The organism is Mesorhizobium sp. P2_A12 (assembly GCF_056405075.1).
The window spans coordinates 537,584-557,995 of record NZ_JBFUCU010000001.1; the positions used below are offsets into that span (position 1 = coordinate 537,584).

Here is a 20,412-nt window from a genome sequence, read left to right on the forward strand (position 1 = left end):
CCATGGGGCCGCCACTACTTCCCCTTCCACACAGGCTCGCGCTTTTCGGCGAAAGCACGAAAACCCTCCATATTGTCTTCGGAGCCATAGAGGGCATCGACCGTCGGCAACTGGCGGCGCGTCACCTTGTTCATCGCGTCCTGGAAGGTGAGCGCCTCCGCCACCCGCGCCGTCTCCTTGATCGCGGCAAACACCAGCGGCGGGCCGCCAGCGAGCAGCCGGGCGATCTCCCAGACGCGGTCCTCGAGCTTCTCCTTGGGCAGCACCTCGTTGACCAGACCCCAGCGATGCGCCTCCGCGACATCCATCCAGCGGCCGGTGAGCAAAAGGTCCATGGCGACATGATAGGGGATGCGCTTCGGCAGTTTGATCGTCGCCGCGTCAGCCAACGTGCCGGCGCGGATCTCGGGCAGTGCGAAAGATGAATGATCGGAGGCGTAGATGAGGTCGCACGATAGCGCCAGCTCGAAGCCGCCGCCCACCGCCATGCCGTTGACGCAGGCCATGACCGGCTTGTTGAGGTCGCGCAGTTCCTGCAGTCCGGCAAATCCGCCGACGCCATAGTCGCCGTCGACCGCATCGCCGCCGGCAGCCGCCTTCAGGTCCCAGCCGGCGCAGAAGAACTTGTCGCCGGCGGTCTTGACGATGGCGACGCGCAACTCCGGATCGTCGCGGAATGCCTTGAACGTTTCGCCCATCAGCCGCGAGGTCTTGAGGTCGATGGCGTTGGCCTTGGGGCGGTCGAGCGTGACCTCGAGGATGGTGCCTTCGCGGCGGGTCGAAATGACGTCAGACATTCTTCTTGTCTCCCAGCACCAGCAGCGCGTCGGCGATCCAGGCGCCCTTGCCCTCCGTGCAGACGATCAGCGGGTTGATGTCGAGTTCCTCGATCTCGCCGGCATTCTGTTGCACGAAGGCGGCAATGCCCGAGATGGCCTCGATGGCCGCGGCGACGTCGGCCTTCGGCCGGCCACGATAGCCTGCGAGCAGCGGGAACAGTTTGAGGCCGCGCAACGCGGCCTCGATGTCGTCGCGGGTTGCCGGCAGCATCAGCGTGACGCTGTCGCGCAGCAGCTCGACCAGCACGCCGCCGGTGCCCAGCGTCATCACAGCGCCGAACATCGGGTCGCGGGTGAAGCCGACGATCAGTTCGGCGACGCCGTCGCGCACCATGCGCTCGACATAGAGGCCGGTGCCGAGCGGCAGCAGGTCATGCGCTGCCGTGCTGACGGATTCGGCGTCCTTGAGGTTGAGCCTGACAGCACCGACCTCGGATTTGTGTGTAACGCCCAGCGCCTTCAGCGCCACCGGAAAGCCGAGCGCCATCGACGAGATCACCGCCTCGACGGCATTGGCGGCGCGTTCGCCCTTGGGCACTGGCAGGCCGGCCTTGATCAGCCGGGATTTCGCCTCGGCCTCGTCGGGCGTGATGTGGTCGCCACCGGGCGCGCCGGAGGCAGATGTGTCGATCGGCTGCGCCTGTGGCTCGCGCCATGCCCAGCCGATGAAGGCTGCCGCCTGGGCGGCGTCCATGGCCTCGGAAATGCCGAACAACGGCACCATGCCACGCGCCATCAGTCCGGCCGTGTACTCCTCCGGCAGGTTCTCGGGCAGCGAGGAGACGATGGCGCCTTGCGCCCTGTTGGTCTTCAGCGCCGATTCGAAGGCGCGCAGCGTCGCCCACCAGTCGGTGTCCGAGCAGCGGTCGGGGCGCGGGAAGTCCAGCACCAGCATGTTGAGGTCGAAGCCGCCCGACACCATGGCGGTGAAGGTGGCGGTCATCGCCGGCTCGTTGTTCCAGATGAAGGTGTGGTAGTCGAGTGGGTTGGCCACCGCCACCAGCGGCCCGAGCGTCGATTTGACGTGCGCGCGGTGCGAACCGGTCAGCTCAGGGAAATTGACCCAGCGGCCCTCGGCACTGTCGGCCATGACGGATGCCTCGCCGCCCGAGCAGCTCATCGACGACAGACGATAACCGGGCAGCGGGCCGGTGACGTGCAGCAGCTTCAGCGCCTCGATAAAGGCGGGGATGGAATCGACGCGGGCAATGCCGAGCCGCCTCAGGAAGGCGCCCGAGGCCGCGTCCGAGCCGGCCAGCGAGGCGGTGTGCGAGACTGTCGCCTGCCGCGCCTGTTCGGAACGTCCGACCTTCATGGCGATGATCGGCTTCTTCAGTTCGCGGGCCCGGGCCGCCAGCCGTTCAAAGCCGGCGACCGAATCGAAGGCTTCGATGTGCAGGCCGAGCGACGTGACCCGCTCATCCTCGATCAGGCCAAGCGCCATTTCGGAAAGGCCGGTCTGCGCCTGGTTGCCGGCCGTCATCAGGAAGGCAATCGGCAGGCCGCGCTTCTGCATCGTCATGTTGATGGCGATGTTGGACGACTGGGTGATGATGGCGACGCCCTTGCCGCCCTCGGCCAGCCTGATGCCGCCATGCTGGTCGGGCCACAGCAGTGCGCCGTCGGCATAGTTGATCAGGCCATAGCAATTAGGCCCGATGATCGGCATCTGGCCCGCCGCAGAGACCAGCTCGGCCTGCAGCCGCTCGCCGTTGTCGTCATAGGCCTCGGTCTCGAGGAAGCCTGCGGCAAAGCAGACGGCGCCGCCGGCGCCGCGTTCGGCCAGCGCCTTGACCACCTCGATGGTCAGGTGGCGGTTGACACCGACAAAGGCGGCGTCAGGTGCGCCGGGCAGATCGGCCACCGAACGATAGGCCTTGCGGCCGGCCACCTCGTCCTTGGTCGGGTGTACCGGCCAGATCTCGCCGGCAAAGCCCATCTTGATCGATTGCGCGACGACGGCGGCAGCCTGCGCACCGCCGAAGACGGCGATCGACTTCGGCCGCAGGAGACGTTCGAGTTTATGCATGATGGTTTTCTCGTTGGAGCATGATCTCGGGACAAACGAGATCGTTTGTCCGAGAAAACCGGATACCACTTTTCGCGATCATGCTCAGGCTCCAAACGGGCGCAGCAGCGCCCGTGAAATGATGTGGCGCTGGATCTCGGACGTGCCTTCCCAGATACGCTCGACGCGCGCGTCTCGCCAGATACGCTCCAACGGCAGGTCGTCCATCAGCCCCATGCCGCCATGGATCTGGATCGCTTCGTCGGCGACGAAAGCAAGCATTTCGGTGGCCTTCAGTTTGGCCATGGCCATGTCCTGATCGGTGACGGTGCCCTGATCGTACTTCCAGCCGGCTTCGAACACCATCAGGTCAGCCGCCTTCAGTTCCGTCGCCATGTCGGCAAGCTTGAACGACACGCCCTGGAACTTGCCGATCTGCTGGCCGAACTGCTGGCGCTGCGCGGCATATTCGACGGCATGGCCAAGCGCCCGCTCGGCGCGGCCGAGGCAGGTGGCGCCGACCTGCAGCCGGGTGGCGCCTAGCCAGGAATTGGCGACGTCAAATCCCTTGTGGATCTCGCCGAGCACCTGGCTTGCCGGAAGCCGGCAATCGTCGAATTCGAGGATGGCGTTGGTGTAGCCGCGATGCGAGACGTTGCGATAGCCGTCGCGCACGGCAAAGCCCTTGGTGCCCTTGTCGACGAAAAAGGCCGTGATCTTCTTGCGCCTACCGCGCGGCGAATCCTCTTCGCCCGAGGCCATGAAGACGATGGCGAAATCGGCGAGATCGGCATGGCTGATGAAGTGCTTGGTGCCATTCAGCACCCAGTCGTCGCCATCCTGCACCGCGGTCGCCTTCATGCCGCGCAGATCGGAGCCGGCGCCCGGCTCGGTCATCGCCAGGCAGTCCCATTTCTCGCCGCGGATGCAAGGAAACAGATATTTTTCGCGTTGCTCCGGCGTGCCGGCCAAAAGGATGTTGGAAGGGCGCGCCACGCAGGTCCAATGCAGGGCATAGTTGGCGCGGCCGAGCTCCTTTTCATAAAGCAGCCAGGTCACCGTATCGAGCCCGGCGCCACCGACATCCGCCGGCATGTTGGCGGCGTACAGGCCGGCTTCTATCGCCTTGACCTTGATCTCCTCGATCAGTTCGCGGCGCAGCACGCCGGTGCGCTCGACCTCGCGCTCATGCGGATAAAGCTCGTTCTCGACGAAGGCACGCGTCGTCTCGACAATGAGCCTCTGTTCCTCCGACAGCCCGAAATCCATGGGGTCAACCCTTCTTCTTGCCGGTCTTCTTCTTCGGCTTGCTTGCCTTGGCTTTCTCTGCCGCCTTGGAACCGGTCGGCTTCTTCGCCGCCAGTTTGGCCAACTGCTTGGTATAGTCCTTGTGCAAGGCGCCGGCGCCCCAGCCCTTGCCTTTGTTCTGCTTCGACAGTGCGTCCATGATCGCGACCAGATTGTCGTCGCGGATCTTTTCCAGCTCGCGGATCGACAGCCCATGCGCCTGGTCGTCCGATTGCGTGGCGATCAGGTCGACCAATTCGTCGTTGAACTCCGGCACGTCCATCAGCTTGGTCCACGGCCACTTGAGGCAGGGACCGAACTGCGCCATGAAGTGGCGCATGCCGGCCTCGCCGCCGGCGACGCGATAGACCTGGAACATGCCCATCTGCGCCCAGCGCAGGCCGAAGCCATAGCGCATGATGTCGTCGAGCTCCTCGACCGTGCAGATGCCGTCCTTGATCAGCCACAGCGCCTCGCGCCATGCCGCTTCGAGCAGGCGGTCGCCGACGAAGGCTTCGATTTCCTTGCGGATGACGACAGGCTTCATGCCGATCGAGGCGTAGATCTCCTTGGCGACTTCGATTGCTTCGGGAAAGGTCTGCTCGCCACCGACGATCTCGACCAGCGGCAGCAGATAGACCGGGTTGAACGGATGGCCGACGACCAACCGCTCAGGGTGCTTCTTCATCGCCACCTGCATGTCGGTCGGCTTGATGCCGGAGGTCGAAGAACCGACAATGGCATTGGCTGGTGCGTGGGCATCGATCTCGGCCAGCACGCGGTGCTTGAGGTCGAGCCGTTCCGGCACGCTTTCCTGGATGAAATCGGCGTCGGCCACCGCCTCGGCGATGGTCTTGGCAAAGGTCAGCCGGCCCTCTTTCGGCAGGCCGCCGGGCACCATCTGCTTGTAGGCGCGATGCGCACCCTTCATCACTTCGCTGACCTTGCGCGACGCCTCCGGATCGGGATCGAAGATCGAAACGTCAATGCCGTTGAGCAGCAGGCGTGCCACCCAGCCGGCGCCGATGACACCGCCGCCGATGGCGGCCGCCTTGTTGATGATGCTCATGCTTAGGCTCCGGTTCTCTTGGTGGCAGTTTCGGGATCGAGGAGAGGCACGCGCTCGCCGGCGCGGATCACGGACGGGTCATAGGCCTTGCGGGCAAAGACTTCGAGCACGAACGGTCGGAAGAATTCGATCGGCAGCGTCTCATAGTCGGGGTCGAAACTCGACTGGTCCCAGCGTTCGCAAAACTGATCGCAATCGTCGAAATAGGCGTGGCCAGCAAAGCGGTCGCGGGTGTGGCGATTGCCGCCGAGATGATGGGCGTAATAGAGCCGCTGGAAGTCGCCGTGCTTCTCCACCACCCAGGTGCATTGCTCGCGCACGAAGGGTTTCAGGATCGAAGCAGCGTATTCGTCGTGATTGTAGGGCGCGTAGATATCGCCGATGTCGTGCAGCAACGCGCAAGCGATCCAGTCGGTGTCGGCGCCGTCGCGCCAAGCGCGCGTCGCCGCCTGCAGCGAATGGCCGAGCCGGGTGATCTTGTAGCCCGACAGGCCTTCATCGAGCTGGACCAGCGCGTCGAGCAGCCGCTCGCCGGTCTTCGCCGCATAGTCGATCTCATGCGCGTTTAGGAACTCGTAGTCCTGCCTGTCGCCATCCTTCATCGCCGTGAACTTGACGGTAGTCATGCCGACCTCCCAGCGATTGAGCTATGCCGCTATCGGCGCCCGCTTGGTCAGATTAAGCTTCTTGCGCACTTCTTCGGGCCCGAGGATCCTGGCGCCCAGATTGGTGATGATGCCGGCGGCGCGCTCGACCAATTGCGCATTGGTCGCCAGCACGCCCTTGTCGAGCCACAGATTGTCTTCGAGCCCGACGCGGACATTGCCGCCGGCCAGCACCGCCGCGGCTACATAGGCCATCTGGTTGCGGCCGATGGCAAAGGCCGACCAGTTCCAGGTCGACGGCACATTGTTGACCATGGCCATGAAGGTGTTGAGGTCGTCAGGCGCACCCCACGGAACGCCCATGCAGAGCTGCACCAGGGCATCCGGGTTGAGAACCTTCTCTTCGACCAACTGCTTCGCGAACCACAGATGGCCGGTGTCGAAGGCCTCAATCTCCGGCTTGACGCCGAGCGCCGTCATCATGCCGCCCATGGCGCGCAGCATGCCGGGCGTGTTGGTCATGACATAGTCGGCCTCGGCGAAATTCATGGTGCCGCAGTCGAGCGTGCAGATTTCCGGCAGGCACTGGCGCACATGTTCCATGCGGTTGGTGGCGCCGCCCATGTCGGTGCCTTTTTCATTCAAAGGCAGCGGTGCTTCGGGCGAACCGAACACCATGTCGCCGCCCATGCCGGCGGTCAGGTTCAGGATGACGTCGACGTTTGCGGCGCGGATGCGCTCGGTCACTTCGCGGTAGAGATGCACGTCGCGACGAGGTTTGCCTGTTTCGGGGTCGCGCACATGGCAATGCACGATCGCGGCACCCGCCTTAGCCGCGTCGATGGCCGAATCGGCGATCTGCTTGGGCGAGCGCGGCACATGCGGGCTGCGGTCCTGCGAGCCACCGGACCCGGTCACGGCACAGGTAATGAAGACCTCACGGTTCATCGCGAGCGGCATCGAATTCTCCTCCCAATCGAAACAACCATGCATGCCGCCCAAAGTTGGCAACCGGTCTTGGGACACCGACATGCATAAGAACCAATCAACATTGCCTGACTTGCCGGAAACTGTTTTGCCTTTTACGAAGGGCATATGATAAAAAGCGAAAAATCCGATATCTTTCGCGCCGAGCGCCTGCCGCTCAAGGTCACGCTGCTGGTGTTTTCCGGCTCGTCCATCATGTGCGTCGCGTCGGCCGTCGATCCCTTGCGCGCCGCCAACCGCATCTCCGGCGAGACCCTCTTCGATTTCAAGCTGGTCTCGGTGACTGGCGAGGCTCCAGTCACCACGTGCGGCCTGCCGGTGGCAGTCAGTGGCCGCTTCGACGCGGCCGATCCAACGGACGTGCTTGTCGTCGTCGCCGGCTTCGGCACCCAGAACTACGCAACGTCGGCTCTGCTTTCAGGCTTGCGACGGGCGGCACGGGCAGCGCGGGCCTGCGGCGGCGTCGAGGCCGGCACCTGGCTGGTGGCGCGCGCCGGCCTGCTGGAAGGGCGCAGTGCCACCACCCACTGGGAGGACATGGAGGATTTTTCGTCGGCCTTTCCCGGCGTCGATGTCCGCCCGGACCGCTATGTCATCGACGGACCGGTCTTCACCTCGGGCGGCGCGTCGCCGACCTTCGACCTGATGCTACATCTCATTCGCACGCGCCTTGGCATGGCGGTGGCGCTCGATGTCGCCAGCGTCTTCATCTACGACCAGGCACGCGCGGCCACCGATGCCCAGCCGTTGGTCTCGCTCGGCCGGCTCGATGGCTATGATCCACGACTGGCGCAAGCCATCCGATTGATGGAATCGCATGTCGACCAGCCGCTGACCATAGAAGCGGTGGCAAAACGCGCCGGAGTGACGGCACGAACCCTGGAAAGCATTTTCCGCAAGTCGATCGGCGAGACGCCGGGTGCCTACTATCTCAGGCTTCGGCTGGGGGCGGCCCGCCGGCTGGTGGTCGACACCCGGGTGGCGATGGCCGATATTGCCGGGCGGACCGGATTTTCGTCGGCCGCGGCGTTTTCCAGAGCGTTTTCGAGAGCTTTTGGCGAGGCGCCAGTCAGAGTACGGCGCGGTTGGTGAGTATCCAGTCGGTCGCGGCGGCGAGGTCATCTACAACAGCCGTGGGCGCCGGATTGAAACGTGTTTCGTCGTTTGGGCGATACTTGCCTGTCCGCACATGCAGCGCCGCACCAAGCCCGGCGCGCAGCGCGCCGGCGACATCGCTCTCGGCATCGTCGCCGACCATGACCGCATCGGCGGCCGAGCAGTTCATATTGGCAAGCGCCGAAAGAAAGAAGTCCGGTGACGGCTTGCCGAGCACGACAGGGCTTCGGCCACTGGCGAATTCGAGGGCGGCAACGAAGGCGCCCGTGTCGAGGCTGAGCAGACCGTCTGCATCCTTGAAGGTGCGATTGGTGGCGAGCGCCACAAAATCGGCGCCGGCCACCAGTTCGCGGAACGCCCGGTTGAGCCTGGCATGATCGAAGGCTTCGCCTGCATCTCCGACGATGACGGCCCGACCATTTGCGCCGTCCAGTCCGGAAAACTCAGGCTCCAGGTTGGGATGGACGAGCAGATGCGGTGTGAGGCCGTGCCTGCGCAGCCATTCGACGGCGGCACGCGCCGGCGTCAGTAATTCCGCTTCTCCAACCTCGACGCCGAGGGCCGTAAGTTGCGCGATGATTGCCTTGTGTGGTGAGCGAGTAGTGTTGCTGACAAAGCGGAGCGGCAAGCCCGCATTGCGCAGGCGATCGATTGCCGAGACAGCGCCCGCTATCGGGGTGTCGCCATTGTAGACGACACCCAAAAGGTCCAGAAGCACCGCGCGTACCATCGGTGAAGGATGACGAAACAGGCTTCGTTCGTCAAACCACAGGGACCTTCAAGCGACATCGCGGTTTTCGTGGACAATGCGCGAGCGCATGCTCTTGGCCAGCACCGTTTCAAGCCGCGCTGCAACCGCGCGATCCCATTCGTTTGTGCGCTGCGTGCCGTCTTTCGGATGCGGCATTGCCATCAGCCGGTCGATGATCGATCCGGCCTCGCCAGGTGAGAGCAGGGCGTCGATTTCACGTTCGTTCTGCATATCGGTTCGCCTCCTTCTTCCTTCCCGCCACGAGCCAGTCTTATACGAGATACGTGACGGCAGTTTGAAGGCAAGAGGGAGGTCATTGAAGGGCGGGAAAGGGCCAAACCGTGTCGTCGGAGCCAGCCTTGCGCAAAGCCGTTCCTGCGTCTGGCTAGGCCAGGTCGGAGACTTCTACAGCCGCTTCTCGAACAGCACGGTGGTGAAGCCACTGTCCCATTCGTCGTCGGGGTAGCGATCTTTCTCGGCATAGCCGATCGCTTTGTAGAGCGTCTGGCTGCGCAGGTTGAACGTGTCGGTTTCCAGCCGCGCCTGCGCAAATCCGGCGGCAGCGATCGCCAGTTCGGCATGGGAAAGCAGCTTGCGGCCAACGCCTTGCCCTTGGCGCGACGCCATGACGTGCAGGGCCTCGATGAAGTCCGCGCGCCAATGGATCAGGCCGGCGACGTTGCCATCGATCTCGGCAACGGCAAATTCCGGCCAGCTCTGGTCGACATAGCGCCCGCCAATATCCGATTCGACGTAGCGCTGCGCCGATTCCTCGGTGATGTTCGGCAGCCAGGTGCCTTCGAATGTTTCCTGCAGCACCTGCTTCAGCGCCGGGATATCGCTTGCCTGCGCCCGGCGCACGATGATTCGATCCTCTGCCATTTCCTCCTCCTGCCAGCCGCCGCGTCGCCTTTTCGCGGCGCGGCACCTTGAACTCGCACAGGCCAACAAAGATCCGTGACTAGCAGAAGGCGACCACGGCTGCTTTCAGCCAGAGGTGGTGGATGTCGGTCCAGAGATCAGGCTTCACACGTACCGGTTGACGATGTTTTCCAGCAGTTCCTGGCGGCCGGACCTTGGCTGCGGCTCGATCTTCTTCTTGACGACGCGCTCGGCGATCTCTTCCAGCGTGCGCTTGCCCGACAGCATCGCCTTACCCTCGGCCGTGTTCCAGCCGGCGTAGCGCTCTGCCAGCGGCGCCGACAGCGCCTTGTCCTCGACCATGCGAGCCGCGGCTTTCAGGCCGCGCGCGCACGAATCCATGCCGCCGATGTGGCCGATCAGCAGATCCTGGGGGTCGAGCGACTGGCGGCGCAGCTTGGCGTCGAAATTGGTGCCGCCGGTCTTGAAGCCGCCGGCCTGCAGGACCTGGTAATAGGCCAGCGCCATTTCCGGCACGTTGTTGGGGAACTGGTCGGTATCCCAGCCCGACTGGTAGTCGTTGCGGTTCATGTCGATCGAACCGAAAATACCGAGCGCATTGGCCAGCGCCAGCTCGTGCTCGAAGGAATGGCCGGCCAGGATGGCGTGGCCCTGCTCGATGTTGACCTTGACCTCCTTCTCCAGCCCGAAGCGCTTGAGGAAGCCATAGACCGTCGCGACATCATAGTCGTACTGGTGCTTGGTCGGCTCCTGCGGCTTTGGCTCGATCAGGATCGTGCCCTTGAAACCTATCTTGTGCTTGTAGTCGACGACGAGGCTGAGGAACCTGCCTGCCTGTTCCTGCTCGCGCGCAAGGTCGGTGTTGAGCAGCGTCTCGTAGCCCTCGCGCCCGCCCCACAGAACATAGTTCTCGCCCTTCAGCCGCTTGGTGACGTCGATGCAGCTTTTCACCGTCGCCGCCGCATAGGCAAAGACATCCGGATCGGGATTGGTGGCGGCGCCCGACATGAAGCGGCGATTGGAGAACAGGTTCGCCGTGCCCCACAGAAGCTTGACGCCGGTCTGCTTCATCTTGGTGGCGAAATAGTCCGCGATCTCGTCGAGGCGGGCAGCGCTTTCGGAGAAATCCTTGCCCTCCGGCCGCACGTCGGCGTCGTGGAAGCAGAAATAGGGTGCGCCGAGCAGCGAGAACATCTCGAAGGCGACATCGGCCTTGAGCTTCGCCAGTTCCATCGTGTCGACGCCACCCGCTTTCGGGAACCACGGACGGTCGAAGGTCTGGCCACCGAACGGGTCGCCGCCCGGCCAGGCGAAGGAATGCCAGTAGGCGACGGCGAAGCGCAGATGGTCTTCCAGCCGCTTGCCGGCCACCACCTCGTCGGGATTGTAGAACCTGTAGGCGAGCGGATTGGTCGAATCCGGCCCTTCATACTTGATCTGTTTGATGTCGCCGAAAAATCCGCTGCTCATGATCTTTGTCCTCTCTCGAATAGTTCGCCCCTGATTACCTCAGGCGTAATTGGTTTCGTTCTTCCGCTGATCGAAAAGGCTCATGTCAAAACCGTCAAACAAAGGAGACAGACCATGACCGACCTCATCAAGATCGCCGAAGGCTACATCAGCGCCTGGAACGAAAGCGACGTTGACCGCCGGAAAGCCTTGCTCAAGGCGACCTTCACCGAGGACGTCAGCTATCGTGATCCGCTGATGCAGGGCGACGGCCATTCGGGTGTCGCGACGCTGATCGACGGCGTGCAGCAGCGCTTTGCCGGCTTCCGTTTCTCGCTGAAGGGCACGCCGGACGGTTTTGCCGACAAGATCCGCTTTTCGTGGAATCTCGGCCCGGAGGGCACTCCTTCCGTCATCGAAGGCACCGACATCGGCGTCATCGAGAACGGCCGCCTGAAGAGCGTCACCGGCTTTCTCGACAAGGTGCCGGCGCAATAACGCCGTCCTGACGGGCCGCGGCGTGGGCGAGAACGCACTCACGCCGTGGCCACCTTGATCGCCGGATACAGCGCCCGGTAGCGCTGATAGGCATCGGCATAGGCGCCGCCGAGAGCCGCATCCGGTTCGATGGTGGCATCCGTCCTTGGGGCTGTGCAGATGCTGAGTGGATCGGCACCCGTCGCCGCCAGCAAGCCAAGCCGCGCCGCGCCGAAGGCGGCGCCGAAATCGCCATCGGCGGGAATATCGACGGGCAGGCCAAGCGCGGTGGCGATCGCTTTCAGCCAGTAGCGCGAACGCGAACCACCCCCGATCGCCGTCACCCGCGTCAAGGTCGTGCCGGCTGTGGCCAAGGCTTCGAGACTGTCGCGGAAGGCAAAGGCGACGCCTTCGAGCACGGCCTGCGTCAGCACCACGCGGCTCGATTCATGCGCCAATCCGGTGAACGCGCCGCGGATGGCAGCATCATTGTAGGGCGTGCGCTCGCCCGACAGATACGGCAGGAAGGACACGCCGCTCGGCGCCTTCAGCGTATCGCCGAGTTCGGCGGTCAGTTCGCCTGCGCCTTTGCCCGTGATCTCCGCCAGCCAGTTCAGCGAATCGGTCGCCGACAGGATGACGCCCATCTGATGCCAGGTGTTCGGCAGCGCATGGCAGAAGGTGTGGACGGCGCTTGCCGGGTTGGGCAGATAGGAAGCATTGGCGGCAAACAGCACACCCGATGTGCCGAGCGAGACAAAGGCGTGGCCTGGACCGACCGTGCCCATGCCACATGCCGAAGCCGCATTGTCGCCGGCGCCGCCAGCGATTGGGATGCCAACCTGCATGCCCCATTTCGAGGCCAGTTCGCTGCGCAACGCTCCGGCCTTCTCAGTGCCCTCGACCAGCGAAGGCATCTGCTTCTCGTCGAGCGATGTCGCCGCGAGCAGGTCAGCACTCCAGTGCCGCTTGCCGACATCGAGCCAGGAGGTACCGGCCGAATCCGACATTTCCGAAATGTGTTCGCCAGAAAGCCAGAGCCGCAAGAAATCCTTGGGAAGCAGCACTTTTGCGACCTTGGCGAAGACTGCGGGCTCGTTGTTCTTCACCCAGGCAAGCTTCGGCGCGGTGAAGCCGGGAAAGACGATGTTGCCGGTCAGCTTGCGGAAGCGCGGGTCGGCGTCCAGCGCCGCCGCCTCGGCATGGCTGCGCGTGTCGTTCCACAGGATGCAGGGCCGCAGCACTTTGTCTGCAGCATCGAGCAGGGTCGCGCCATGCATCTGTCCCGACAGGCCGATGCCCTTCACTGCGGCGAGCTGGCTTGGGTGGGAAGCCTTCAGTTCGGCAATTGCTTCTTCGCAAGCGCGTATCCAGTGAGACGGATCCTGTTCCGACCAGCCCGGATGCGGCCGAGATACGTCGAGCGATGCATGACCGGAGCCGATGACTGTCTGCTCGGCATCGATCAGAAGCGCCTTGACGCCCGATGTCCCGAGATCGAGGCCGAGATACATGATTTCCTCCCATGCCATTTAATTTTTTCGGATCTCGAAAAAATCTGGCTTGGCCAGTTTTTAAGACAAGATCCGCTTCGGGTCAATTCTCTGACAAATTGGCGGCGCGCCGCGAAAGCAGCGCCGACAGCGGACTGTCGGGTCGTGCCGTCGAACGTTCCGCCGTGAGCGCCCTGGCCAGTGCACCGTCACCGGTCCGCAAGGCCGCCTCGATCAGCGTCAGGTCGATGATGTCGCGCTGGGCGTGGCTGCCGCCGAAACGGTGGGCGATCGCCCGGATCGGCCGGATCAGGCGAACAGTCTCGGCATAGTTACCGGCACCGAATGCCTTGATGGCGAGCGTCAGCGGATGGCCGACATCCCGGGTGAAGGCCGCATTGTCGTCGCCGCCCTGCATCGCCTCGCGCTGCGCCTCCAGCAAGGTCTGAGCCGGCGTTTCGAGCCCGGCGCCGACAAAGGCCATCATCGCGTGGGCATCGTTGAAGGCATAATTGCCGTCGCCGGCCTTGGGCGCCCAGTTGGCGGCGAGCGCTGCCCAGCGGTTGCCGGCATCGACGCCGCCGAGATAGAGCCGCCACAGGATCGCCGAGGCATCGACCATGTTGAGCGCCAGCGTCGATCGCTCGCCGTAGATCGGGCCGTCATAGAGAGCCAGCACCTCGTCGGTCTCGCCGAGGTCAAAGTGGAACAGCGCCAGGTGCCACCAATTGTGCACCTTGAGGAAGCTCTCCTTTGTCCATGCGTCTGGATTGGCCCGCATCCAGGCAATGCCATCCATTTGCCGGCTTTGCATCTCCATGACATGGGCAACGGCATGCTGGGCCCAGCCGTCGCGCGGCTCCAGGTCGACCGCGGTGCGGCCAAGCCTCTCGGCCTGCGCATAGTCACCCATCTCCTCCAGTCCGAAGGCCTGCATGCCGAGGATGGCGTGGTAGCCCGGCATGCCGCTTTGCCAGGATGGCAGGGCGCGGGCGATGCGGTCGCGCAGCATGCGCGCATTGCCTGTGAAGAAGTCGATCTGATGCCCCGTTTGCAGCGCCACAGCGTCGAGCGGGAAGTCGATGGCGATATCCCCAAGAACGCCGGCGGCATCGTGCCAGCGCCCGTTGGCGAGATGACCAAGGGCCGAGACATGCGCCCGCTCGCGCGTCGTCGCGGCAAGCGGCAGCGCCGCCTCATGGCAAGCCTTGGCCACGGCGGTCGCCTCTCGCTCGGTGGCCAGGCCGAAGAGGTAGCCCTTGAAGACATGCGCCATGACGAAGCCGGGATCTTCCGCGATGGCGCGATCGACGGAGGCGACGGGATCGCCGATGAAGCATTGCAATTCACGCACAGCCTGGCTGTAGGGCGTGAACCCCGCCGCCGTTGCGCCCGAAAGTGTCAGGTCGAATGCATCCCTGATGGCCATGCAATGTCCTTTGATCGGCTCATGACGAGGCCTCGATCCTTCGGCCCAAAGCGATCCTAAAGCATGGGCCACGGACTCGCCAACCGGTGCATTTTCCAGGGCAATCTCGGCTTCAGCGTTAAATGGTGAAGCCGAATTTTCTCCATTGTCCTAATTGCCCGAACGCATCGCCACCGTGGCGATGCCGGCGCCGACCAGCAGCGTGCCGCCGGTGCGGTTGAAGATACGGATCGCCTTGGGATTGCGCACGACGTTGCGTGCGCGCGCCGCGATCAGCGCATAGCCGAAGGCATTGGCGAAGGCGAGCGCCAGGAAGGTCGTCTCGAAAATCAACATCTGCGTCCAGAAATCGGCATGCCGGTCGAGGAACTGCGGCAGGAAGGCGACGAAGAAGGTGATGCTTTTCGGGTTGAGCGCGGTGACCAGCCAGGCATGCGCCATCATCTTAGCGGAGGACACCACGTCGGTGCGCGGTTCGGCTTTCAGCGCGCCGCCGGCGCGAAACAGTTTCACGCCGAGATAGATCAGATAGCCGGCGCCGATCAGCTTCAGGACGGTGAAGACGGTCGCCGAAGCGGCCAACAATGCGCCGATGCCCAGCATCGACAGCGTCATCGCGGTGAAGTCGCCGAGCGCCACGCCGACTGCCATAGGCAGAGCGGTACGCCAGCCTTGGCCCAGCGCGTAGGACACGACCAGAAGGATGGTCGGACCTGGAATGATGAGAAGGATCGTCGAGGCGGCAGCGAAGGCGGCCCAGTTTTCGAAGGACATGCTCGTCTCCTTTGAGCGTAAAGAAGAGGATAAATCCTTGGCGACGGGAGAATGTAAAGGGCGATTTCCCTAATTTTGCCAACGGCAGGTCGGTGTCAGTTCGCGCCGCTCAGCGTGCTCACGATATCGGCCAGGCGGACATTGGCACCGAGAACGATTGCTGCTGCGGCAATGGCCGCGGCAAAAAGCTTGATGTCGGTTTTTAAGGTCTTGCACGTGGAACCCCTCGATAGCCGCCTGCAGGGGTAGGAAGCGCCGGCGCCGGGAATATGACCCGATGGAGGCCTTTTTGTGCAGCAGCCCTTCGGTCGACGGTCGGGCGGCGGCTCGAACGCCAGCCAGGCGACGCGCAAACGCAGGCAATGCAAGGCCTTCACGCTTTATCAACCATGAATGATGAAGATGCGTTCTATCCGGCCGGACCGTGCTTCCCGCCGACAGAGTAGGGTTTGGGTATATGCGTGAGTTGCCGCAAGGTCTGACGCCGCCGCGAAACGGCGACGCAATCGAAACCGATCATCATCTTTCCCGTCGCGCCATCCTGTCCGGTGCAGGGGCGCTGGCTTTGCTCAGCGCTGCCGGCTGCTCGACCTCGGGCGGCGGTCTTCCGGTGCTGGATCTCGACGACACGGTCACCAACTCAGTGCCGATCCGGCCGAGCATCAGCGTTGACAAGCACATCACCAGCCCCGACCTGATGTATGCGGGGCTGACCGATGGCGGCTTCAACGTGCCGGAAGTGCCCTATCTGAAGGTCAAGCCGGAATTCCGCCGCCAGATCGTCGTCGACACGACCGGCGAGGCGCCCGGCACCATCGTCGTCCATCTGCAGGAGCGCATGCTCTATCTCGTCCAGCCGGGCGGTGATGCCATCCGCTACGGCGTCGGCATCGGCAAGGACGGCTTCCGCTGGTCTGGCCGCGCCAACATCCAGTACGGCAGGGAATGGCCGACCTGGACGCCGCCGCCCGAAATGATTGCCCGCAAGCCGGAGCTGGTGAAATGGCAGTCCGGCCAGCCCGGCGGCCTCACCAACCCGCTTGGCGCCCGGGCGCTCTATATCTATCAGGACGGCAAGGACACCGGCTATCGCATCCACGGTTCGCCCGAATGGTGGAGCATCGGCCAGGCGATGTCGTCGGGCTGCGTGCGCCTGATCAACCAAGACATCATCGACCTCTACAGCCGCGTCACCAAGAAAAATCCGGTCGTCGTCATGTGACCCTGCCGGCCGCCGGCGCGGCCGCTTCTCCTTTTGTTCGAGCATGATCTCTGGCGAAAGCCGGTTCCCACCCTCGGGCCGGGGGCATGCTTTTCGGGATCATGCTCTGGTTCTCCCGTTGCGCGATGGCGAAAGACAGGCGAATGTGCCTGCGAATTTCATCGCTCGGGAGACGTCAGGAATGGCCGGAACTTTCGTTATCGCGCAGGGCGGCGGCCCGACCGCCGTCATCAACCAGACAGTGGTCGGGGCGACGCTGGAGATCCGCAAGCGGCATCCCGGTGCCAAGGTGCTGGGCTCCATTCACGGCGTGCGCGGCATTCGTGACGGCAACTATGTCGACCTCTCCGCCATCCCGGAAGACCGGCTGCGGCTGATCGCCGGGACGCCAAGTGCGGCCCTTGGCTCGACGCGCGACAAGCCGGACGCCGCCTATTGCGAGGTCATCCTCAACGGGCTGAAGAAGGCCGGCGCCGACGCCTTCATCTACATCGGCGGTAACGACACGTCCGGCACGCAGCAGATCCTGACCGACGCCGCCGGCGGCACGATCGCTTTTGTCCATGCGCCGAAAACCATCGACAATGATCTCGAGGAGAACGATCACACGCCGGGCTTCATCTCGGCGGCCGAGTTCGTGGCTGGCGCCTTCCTGTCCGTCGACCTCGATTTCCGCGCTCTGCCCGGCATCTATGTCGGCATCGTGATGGGCCGGCACGCCGGCTTCCTCACTGCTGCGGCCGCGGCCTGGCAACTCGACCCCGACAGCGGGCCACACCTCGTCTACGTGCCGGAACGGCCGTTCTCGGCGGCCGGCTTCATCGACGACGTGCGCGCCACGCTCGACCGCCACAAGCGCTGTATCGTCGCCGTGTCGGAAGGTGTCAGCACCGCCGATGGCAAGGCGCTGGTCGAAAGTCTGGTACCGCCGGAGAAGCTCGAGCGCGACGCGCATGGCAACGTCAAGCTGTCCGGCAGTGACCTGCCGGCCGCACTCGAGCGCGCGCTGGCCGAAGGCCTGCCCGGCAAGCGGGCCCGCGTCGATGCGCTCGGCTACATGCCTCGCGGCTATATCGGCGCCATCAGCGCGGTCGACGCGCAGGAGGCATTCGATGCCGGCGCCTTCGCCGTCAGCGTCGCCGAACAGGGCGGCGGCTCGGTGGCGCTGCAATATGACGGCGCCAAAACGGTGCTGAAGAAGGTGCCGCTGAAGAACGTCGCCGGCAAGACCCGCCATATGCCCGACGATTTCATGAAGCCCGATGTCAATCAATTGTCCGAGGCCGGCATGGCCTATCTCAAGCGGCTGGTGCCGGAAAAATACAAGGTCGGGAAGCCGTTCGTCTGAACAGGCTCACACGTGATGCGGGCGCACGCCTGATGCCGGGGTGGTTCAGTAAGAGCATCGTCGACGAGAAGACGACGATGCTGACCGAGCCGTTCGTGCATGACTACGTGCGCGCCAACATCTGGCATCTGCGCGGACGCGATGTCGACCTGCTGGTCGATACCGGCATGGGCATCTGTCCGCTGGCGCCGGAGATCGAGTTGTCCGACAGCAAGCCGTTGCTGGTCGTCGCCACCCATATCCATCTCGACCATGTCGGTTCGCTGCACGAGTTCCCGTTGCGGGCCGGGCCAAGGATGAGTGCGGCGCAGTTCGACAGCATGGATGACGCCGCGACCTATGCCTACATGTTCCACGACCTCGAAGGTGCCGTCTCGAAACTGCCAGCACCAGGCTGGAAGGCAGCCGACTACAGGATCCCCTCAGCGCCATTGACGCGGACCCTTGACGAGGGCGACGTGGTCGATCTCGGCGATCGTCGGTTTCGCGTGCTGCATCTGCCCGGGCATTCGCCGGATTCGATCGCACTGCTCGACGAGGCCGATGGCCTTTTCTTCAGCGGCGACGCCATCTACGACGACACGTTGATCGACGACCTGCCGGACTCCGATCGAACAGCCTATCGCCGCACGATGCAGCGGCTGCTCGACATCCCGATCCGCATCGGCCATGGCGGCCACGGGCCGAGCTTCGACGGCAAGCGCATGCACGAAATTGCAACGGCCTATCTAGCGCGAACCGGCACGGACTGATGCCCCGGTGGGCTGGGAAGACCACTTGACCGCTCACCCCACGACATTGTGACCGGGCGCCGTCTGGAAATTAAATCTTCGTAAGGTCGCCTGAAAACCCTAAATCGGGCCAATCCGCACCCTAGATGCAGGGCTGTCGATCCGGTCGGCTGCCATGCAAGGCGAGACGGGCAATCGCGACCCTCGACACGCGTGATGGCCAGTTTCCAAGAGAGGCGGCCACAGCGCAGGATCAACTCTCGCCCGGACAAACGACCATGTCAGATATCATTCGCAGACATCGCGTCGCGGCCTCGCTGGGCGCTGCGCTAATCATATCTCCCTTTGTCATCTCTTTCGCTCAAAGTGCGAGCAACGCCGTTCCGACAACCCAGACCCCTGTCGCCGGCATCACGGCACCCAACGGCTCGTTCGCCCCCATCGTGGCAGCCGACAAGCCCGCGGTGGTGACAGTTACCACCGTCATGAAGGCGCAGCCGGAAAGCACGGACGACGGCATGCCTCTCGGCAACTCACCGTTCGACGAATATTTCCGTCAGTTCTTTGGCGACCAGGGCATGCCCGCCCCACAAACCCCGCCGCAGCAGGCTCCACGTGCCGAGGCGCTCGGTTCGGGCTTCATCGTCGCTGCCGATGGCACCATCGTCACCAACAATCACGTGGTCGATGGCGCCTCTTCCATCAAGGTGACGCTTGACGACGGCACCGAGCTTCCCGCCAAGCTCGTCGGCCGCGATGCCAAGAACGATCTCGCCGTGCTCAAGATCAAATCCGACAAGCCCTTGCCGACCGTCAAATGGGGCGATTCCGACAGGCTGATGACCGGCGACCAGGTGCTGGCGATCGGCAATCCGTTCGGCATCGGCACCACGGTCACCGCAGGCATTGTCTCGGCGCGCGGCCGCGATCTGCACAGCGGGCCGTTCGACGACTTCATCCAGATCGACGCGCCGATCAATCACGGCAATTCCGGCGGTCCGCTGGTCGATGTCAGCGGCAATGTCGTCGGCATCAACACGGCGATCTATTCACCCAATGGCGGCAGTGTCGGCGTCGGCTTCGCCATCCCGTCGGACCAGGCCCAGAAGGTGGTCGCCAAGCTGATGAAGGATGGCTCCATCCAGTACGGCTACCTCGGTGTCGAGATACAGCCGGTGACGCCGGATGTGGCCAGCGCCATCGGGCTCGACCATCCTGGCGGTGCGCTGGTTTCGCAGGTCAATGAAGGCTCGCCGGCTGCCAAGGCCGGCGTCGAGACCGGCGACGTCATCATCAGCTTTGCCGGACAGGATGTGAAGGATCCCAAGGACCTGTCGCGGGCCGTCGCCGATGTCGCGCCGGGCGTCAGGGAGACGCTGGATATCTGGCGCAAGGGCAAGGCCATGAATGTTTCCGTCGATGTCGGGCGCAACGGCGACGATGTGAAGACCGCATCCGTGCCCGACGAATCCGGCGCGCCGAGTACCGAGCAGGGCTCGCGCGTCCCGGCAATCGGGCTTGGCCTGATGGACATCACCCCTGATGTCCGCCAGGAGTTGAACCTGGCGGCCAATCAGCATGGCGCCCTGGTCGCAAGCGTCAATCCCGACAAGCCGGCCTCGGCCTCGGGCATCCAGCCCGGCGACATCATCGTTGCCGTCAATCAGGCGCCGGTGAAAACGGCCAGGCAAGTGACGCAGGCGATCGCCCAGGCCGGCAAGTCCGGCCGCAAGTCGGTGCTTCTGCTGGTCGAGCGCGACGGCAGCCAGATCTATGTCGCGGTGCCGTTTGCCAATGGCTGACGCCGTGCGCTGACGTGAAGGCAGCGATCGGTGGGCTCGGCGACGCCGGCCCGCCGATGTTGTCCATCATCAAGATTTCGGTTGCCCGCCACGGCATCTTCGAGAACATTGCATAAGGTCGATAGTGGCCTGATGCAGGGGGG

Annotated in this window: 20 protein-coding genes; 6 read left to right on the forward strand and 14 right to left on the reverse strand. The window is 63.9% G+C overall.

The features are described from left to right. Nucleotides 1-14: 14 nt before the first annotated feature. The 6 genes from AC1DZU_RS02620 to bcoG form a co-directional block, all read right to left on the reverse strand. The gene (locus AC1DZU_RS02620) at nucleotides 15-797 is read right to left on the reverse strand and encodes a carnitinyl-CoA dehydratase (RefSeq protein ID WP_477281454.1); all 783 of its coding nucleotides are present in this window, start codon (nucleotides 795-797) and stop codon (nucleotides 15-17) included. Then, nucleotides 790-2,868: an acetate--CoA ligase family protein gene (locus tag AC1DZU_RS02625; protein ID WP_477281456.1), complete on the reverse strand. Its 2,079-nt coding sequence runs from the start codon at nucleotides 2,866-2,868 to the stop codon at nucleotides 790-792. The genes AC1DZU_RS02620 and AC1DZU_RS02625 overlap by 8 nt, the downstream gene beginning before the upstream one ends. A gap of 84 nt (nucleotides 2,869-2,952) precedes the next feature. Next, nucleotides 2,953-4,116 (reverse strand): acyl-CoA dehydrogenase family protein, encoded by a 1,164-nt coding sequence (locus tag AC1DZU_RS02630; protein WP_477281458.1) that lies wholly within the window; start codon nucleotides 4,114-4,116, stop codon nucleotides 2,953-2,955. Nucleotides 4,117-4,120: 4 nt separating this feature from the next. After that, the gene (locus tag AC1DZU_RS02635; RefSeq protein ID WP_477281460.1) at nucleotides 4,121-5,203 is read right to left on the reverse strand and encodes a carnitine 3-dehydrogenase; all 1,083 of its coding nucleotides are present in this window, start codon (nucleotides 5,201-5,203) and stop codon (nucleotides 4,121-4,123) included. A 2-nt stretch (nucleotides 5,204-5,205) separates the two neighbouring features. Then, entirely contained in the window at nucleotides 5,206-5,829 is a 624-nt protein-coding gene (locus AC1DZU_RS02640; protein WP_477281462.1) for an HD domain-containing protein, read from the reverse strand. Nucleotides 5,830-5,850: 21 nt separating this feature from the next. Then, a complete protein-coding gene (gene bcoG, locus AC1DZU_RS02645) occupies nucleotides 5,851-6,768 on the reverse strand; it encodes a 3-dehydrocarnitine:acetyl-CoA trimethylamine transferase BcoG (RefSeq protein ID WP_477281464.1) in 918 nt (305 codons plus the stop codon). Between the two features lie 135 nt (nucleotides 6,769-6,903). On the opposite strand from bcoG, the gene AC1DZU_RS02650 reads away from it, so the two are divergent. Further along, on the forward strand, nucleotides 6,904-7,887 hold the full coding sequence (locus AC1DZU_RS02650) for a GlxA family transcriptional regulator (RefSeq protein WP_477281466.1): 984 nt from the start codon (nucleotides 6,904-6,906) through the stop codon (nucleotides 7,885-7,887). On the opposite strand, the gene AC1DZU_RS02655 is transcribed toward AC1DZU_RS02650, so the two are convergent. The 4 genes from AC1DZU_RS02655 to xylA form a co-directional block, all read right to left on the reverse strand. Beyond that, the gene (locus AC1DZU_RS02655) at nucleotides 7,865-8,629 is read right to left on the reverse strand and encodes a TIGR01458 family HAD-type hydrolase (RefSeq protein WP_477281468.1); all 765 of its coding nucleotides are present in this window, start codon (nucleotides 8,627-8,629) and stop codon (nucleotides 7,865-7,867) included. The two genes, AC1DZU_RS02650 and AC1DZU_RS02655, sit on opposite strands and share 23 nt — an antisense overlap. Before the next feature lie 60 nt (nucleotides 8,630-8,689). Continuing rightward, nucleotides 8,690-8,893, reverse strand: a complete 204-nt coding sequence (locus AC1DZU_RS02660) for a hypothetical protein (RefSeq protein ID WP_457151085.1) — start codon at nucleotides 8,891-8,893, stop codon at nucleotides 8,690-8,692. Nucleotides 8,894-9,067: 174 nt separating this feature from the next. Beyond that, nucleotides 9,068-9,544 carry an N-acetyltransferase family protein gene (locus AC1DZU_RS02665; protein ID WP_477281470.1) on the reverse strand — a complete coding sequence of 159 codons (477 nt, stop codon included), beginning with the start codon at nucleotides 9,542-9,544 and terminating at the stop codon, nucleotides 9,068-9,070. A gap of 144 nt (nucleotides 9,545-9,688) precedes the next feature. Beyond that, nucleotides 9,689-11,014, reverse strand: coding sequence for a xylose isomerase (gene xylA, locus AC1DZU_RS02670; RefSeq protein WP_477281472.1), 1,326 nt, complete (start codon nucleotides 11,012-11,014; stop codon nucleotides 9,689-9,691). 114 nt (nucleotides 11,015-11,128) lie between these two features. Here xylA and AC1DZU_RS02675 point away from each other — a divergent pair, with 114 nt between their 5' ends. Further along, on the forward strand, nucleotides 11,129-11,491 hold the full coding sequence (locus tag AC1DZU_RS02675) for a nuclear transport factor 2 family protein (RefSeq protein WP_477281474.1): 363 nt from the start codon (nucleotides 11,129-11,131) through the stop codon (nucleotides 11,489-11,491). 38 nt (nucleotides 11,492-11,529) lie between these two features. Here the strand turns inward: AC1DZU_RS02675 and xylB are convergent, their stop codons facing one another. The 4 genes from xylB to AC1DZU_RS02695 all read right to left on the reverse strand — a co-directional run bounded on the left by xylB (nucleotide 11,530) and on the right by AC1DZU_RS02695 (nucleotide 15,543). Continuing rightward, a complete protein-coding gene (gene xylB / locus AC1DZU_RS02680; protein WP_477282206.1) occupies nucleotides 11,530-12,984 on the reverse strand; it encodes a xylulokinase in 1,455 nt (484 codons plus the stop codon). Between the two features lie 82 nt (nucleotides 12,985-13,066). After that, a complete protein-coding gene (locus AC1DZU_RS02685) occupies nucleotides 13,067-14,392 on the reverse strand; it encodes a tetratricopeptide repeat protein (RefSeq protein ID WP_477281476.1) in 1,326 nt (441 codons plus the stop codon). 150 nt (nucleotides 14,393-14,542) lie between these two features. Beyond that, nucleotides 14,543-15,166: a LysE family translocator gene (locus AC1DZU_RS02690; RefSeq protein ID WP_184873129.1), complete on the reverse strand. Its 624-nt coding sequence runs from the start codon at nucleotides 15,164-15,166 to the stop codon at nucleotides 14,543-14,545. A 95-nt stretch (nucleotides 15,167-15,261) separates the two neighbouring features. After that, a complete protein-coding gene (locus AC1DZU_RS02695; RefSeq protein WP_477281478.1) occupies nucleotides 15,262-15,543 on the reverse strand; it encodes a hypothetical protein in 282 nt (93 codons plus the stop codon). A gap of 80 nt (nucleotides 15,544-15,623) precedes the next feature. Between AC1DZU_RS02695 and AC1DZU_RS02700 the strand changes: the two genes are divergently transcribed. The 4 genes from AC1DZU_RS02700 to AC1DZU_RS02715 all read left to right on the forward strand — a co-directional run bounded on the left by AC1DZU_RS02700 (nucleotide 15,624) and on the right by AC1DZU_RS02715 (nucleotide 20,269). Further along, nucleotides 15,624-16,388: a L,D-transpeptidase gene (locus AC1DZU_RS02700; protein ID WP_477281480.1), complete on the forward strand. Its 765-nt coding sequence runs from the start codon at nucleotides 15,624-15,626 to the stop codon at nucleotides 16,386-16,388. Nucleotides 16,389-16,569: 181 nt separating this feature from the next. Continuing rightward, nucleotides 16,570-17,736, forward strand: a complete 1,167-nt coding sequence (locus tag AC1DZU_RS02705) for a diphosphate--fructose-6-phosphate 1-phosphotransferase (protein ID WP_477225130.1) — start codon at nucleotides 16,570-16,572, stop codon at nucleotides 17,734-17,736. Between the two features lie 32 nt (nucleotides 17,737-17,768). Further along, nucleotides 17,769-18,488 carry an MBL fold metallo-hydrolase gene (locus AC1DZU_RS02710; RefSeq protein ID WP_477281482.1) on the forward strand — a complete coding sequence of 240 codons (720 nt, stop codon included), beginning with the start codon at nucleotides 17,769-17,771 and terminating at the stop codon, nucleotides 18,486-18,488. A 257-nt stretch (nucleotides 18,489-18,745) separates the two neighbouring features. Continuing rightward, nucleotides 18,746-20,269: a DegQ family serine endoprotease gene (locus AC1DZU_RS02715; protein WP_477281484.1), complete on the forward strand. Its 1,524-nt coding sequence runs from the start codon at nucleotides 18,746-18,748 to the stop codon at nucleotides 20,267-20,269. Nucleotides 20,270-20,412: the final 143 nt, after the last annotated feature.

What these genes read in the sequence shown, in the direction of transcription:
- AC1DZU_RS02620 (WP_477281454.1), bottom strand. Translation starts at nt 797, where the DNA reads ATGTCTGACGTCATTTCGACCCGCCGCGAAGGCACCATCCTCGAGGTC.
- AC1DZU_RS02625 (WP_477281456.1), bottom strand. Translation starts at nt 2,868, where the DNA reads ATGCATAAACTCGAACGTCTCCTGCGGCCGAAGTCGATCGCCGTCTTC.
- AC1DZU_RS02630 (WP_477281458.1), bottom strand. Translation starts at nt 4,116, where the DNA reads ATGGATTTCGGGCTGTCGGAGGAACAGAGGCTCATTGTCGAGACGACG.
- AC1DZU_RS02635 (WP_477281460.1), bottom strand. Translation starts at nt 5,203, where the DNA reads ATGAGCATCATCAACAAGGCGGCCGCCATCGGCGGCGGTGTCATCGGC.
- AC1DZU_RS02640 (WP_477281462.1), bottom strand. Translation starts at nt 5,829, where the DNA reads ATGACTACCGTCAAGTTCACGGCGATGAAGGATGGCGACAGGCAGGAC.
- bcoG (WP_477281464.1), bottom strand. Translation starts at nt 6,768, where the DNA reads ATGCCGCTCGCGATGAACCGTGAGGTCTTCATTACCTGTGCCGTGACC.
- AC1DZU_RS02650 (WP_477281466.1), top strand. Translation starts at nt 6,904, where the DNA reads ATGATAAAAAGCGAAAAATCCGATATCTTTCGCGCCGAGCGCCTGCCG.
- AC1DZU_RS02660 (WP_457151085.1), bottom strand. Translation starts at nt 8,893, where the DNA reads ATGCAGAACGAACGTGAAATCGACGCCCTGCTCTCACCTGGCGAGGCC.
- AC1DZU_RS02665 (WP_477281470.1), bottom strand. Translation starts at nt 9,544, where the DNA reads ATGGCAGAGGATCGAATCATCGTGCGCCGGGCGCAGGCAAGCGATATC.
- xylA (WP_477281472.1), bottom strand. Translation starts at nt 11,014, where the DNA reads ATGAGCAGCGGATTTTTCGGCGACATCAAACAGATCAAGTATGAAGGG.
- AC1DZU_RS02675 (WP_477281474.1), top strand. Translation starts at nt 11,129, where the DNA reads ATGACCGACCTCATCAAGATCGCCGAAGGCTACATCAGCGCCTGGAAC.
- xylB (WP_477282206.1), bottom strand. Translation starts at nt 12,984, where the DNA reads ATGTATCTCGGCCTCGATCTCGGGACATCGGGCGTCAAGGCGCTTCTG.
- AC1DZU_RS02685 (WP_477281476.1), bottom strand. Translation starts at nt 14,392, where the DNA reads ATGGCCATCAGGGATGCATTCGACCTGACACTTTCGGGCGCAACGGCG.
- AC1DZU_RS02690 (WP_184873129.1), bottom strand. Translation starts at nt 15,166, where the DNA reads ATGTCCTTCGAAAACTGGGCCGCCTTCGCTGCCGCCTCGACGATCCTT.
- AC1DZU_RS02700 (WP_477281480.1), top strand. Translation starts at nt 15,624, where the DNA reads ATGCGTGAGTTGCCGCAAGGTCTGACGCCGCCGCGAAACGGCGACGCA.
- AC1DZU_RS02705 (WP_477225130.1), top strand. Translation starts at nt 16,570, where the DNA reads ATGGCCGGAACTTTCGTTATCGCGCAGGGCGGCGGCCCGACCGCCGTC.
- AC1DZU_RS02710 (WP_477281482.1), top strand. Translation starts at nt 17,769, where the DNA reads ATGCCGGGGTGGTTCAGTAAGAGCATCGTCGACGAGAAGACGACGATG.
- AC1DZU_RS02715 (WP_477281484.1), top strand. Translation starts at nt 18,746, where the DNA reads ATGTCAGATATCATTCGCAGACATCGCGTCGCGGCCTCGCTGGGCGCT.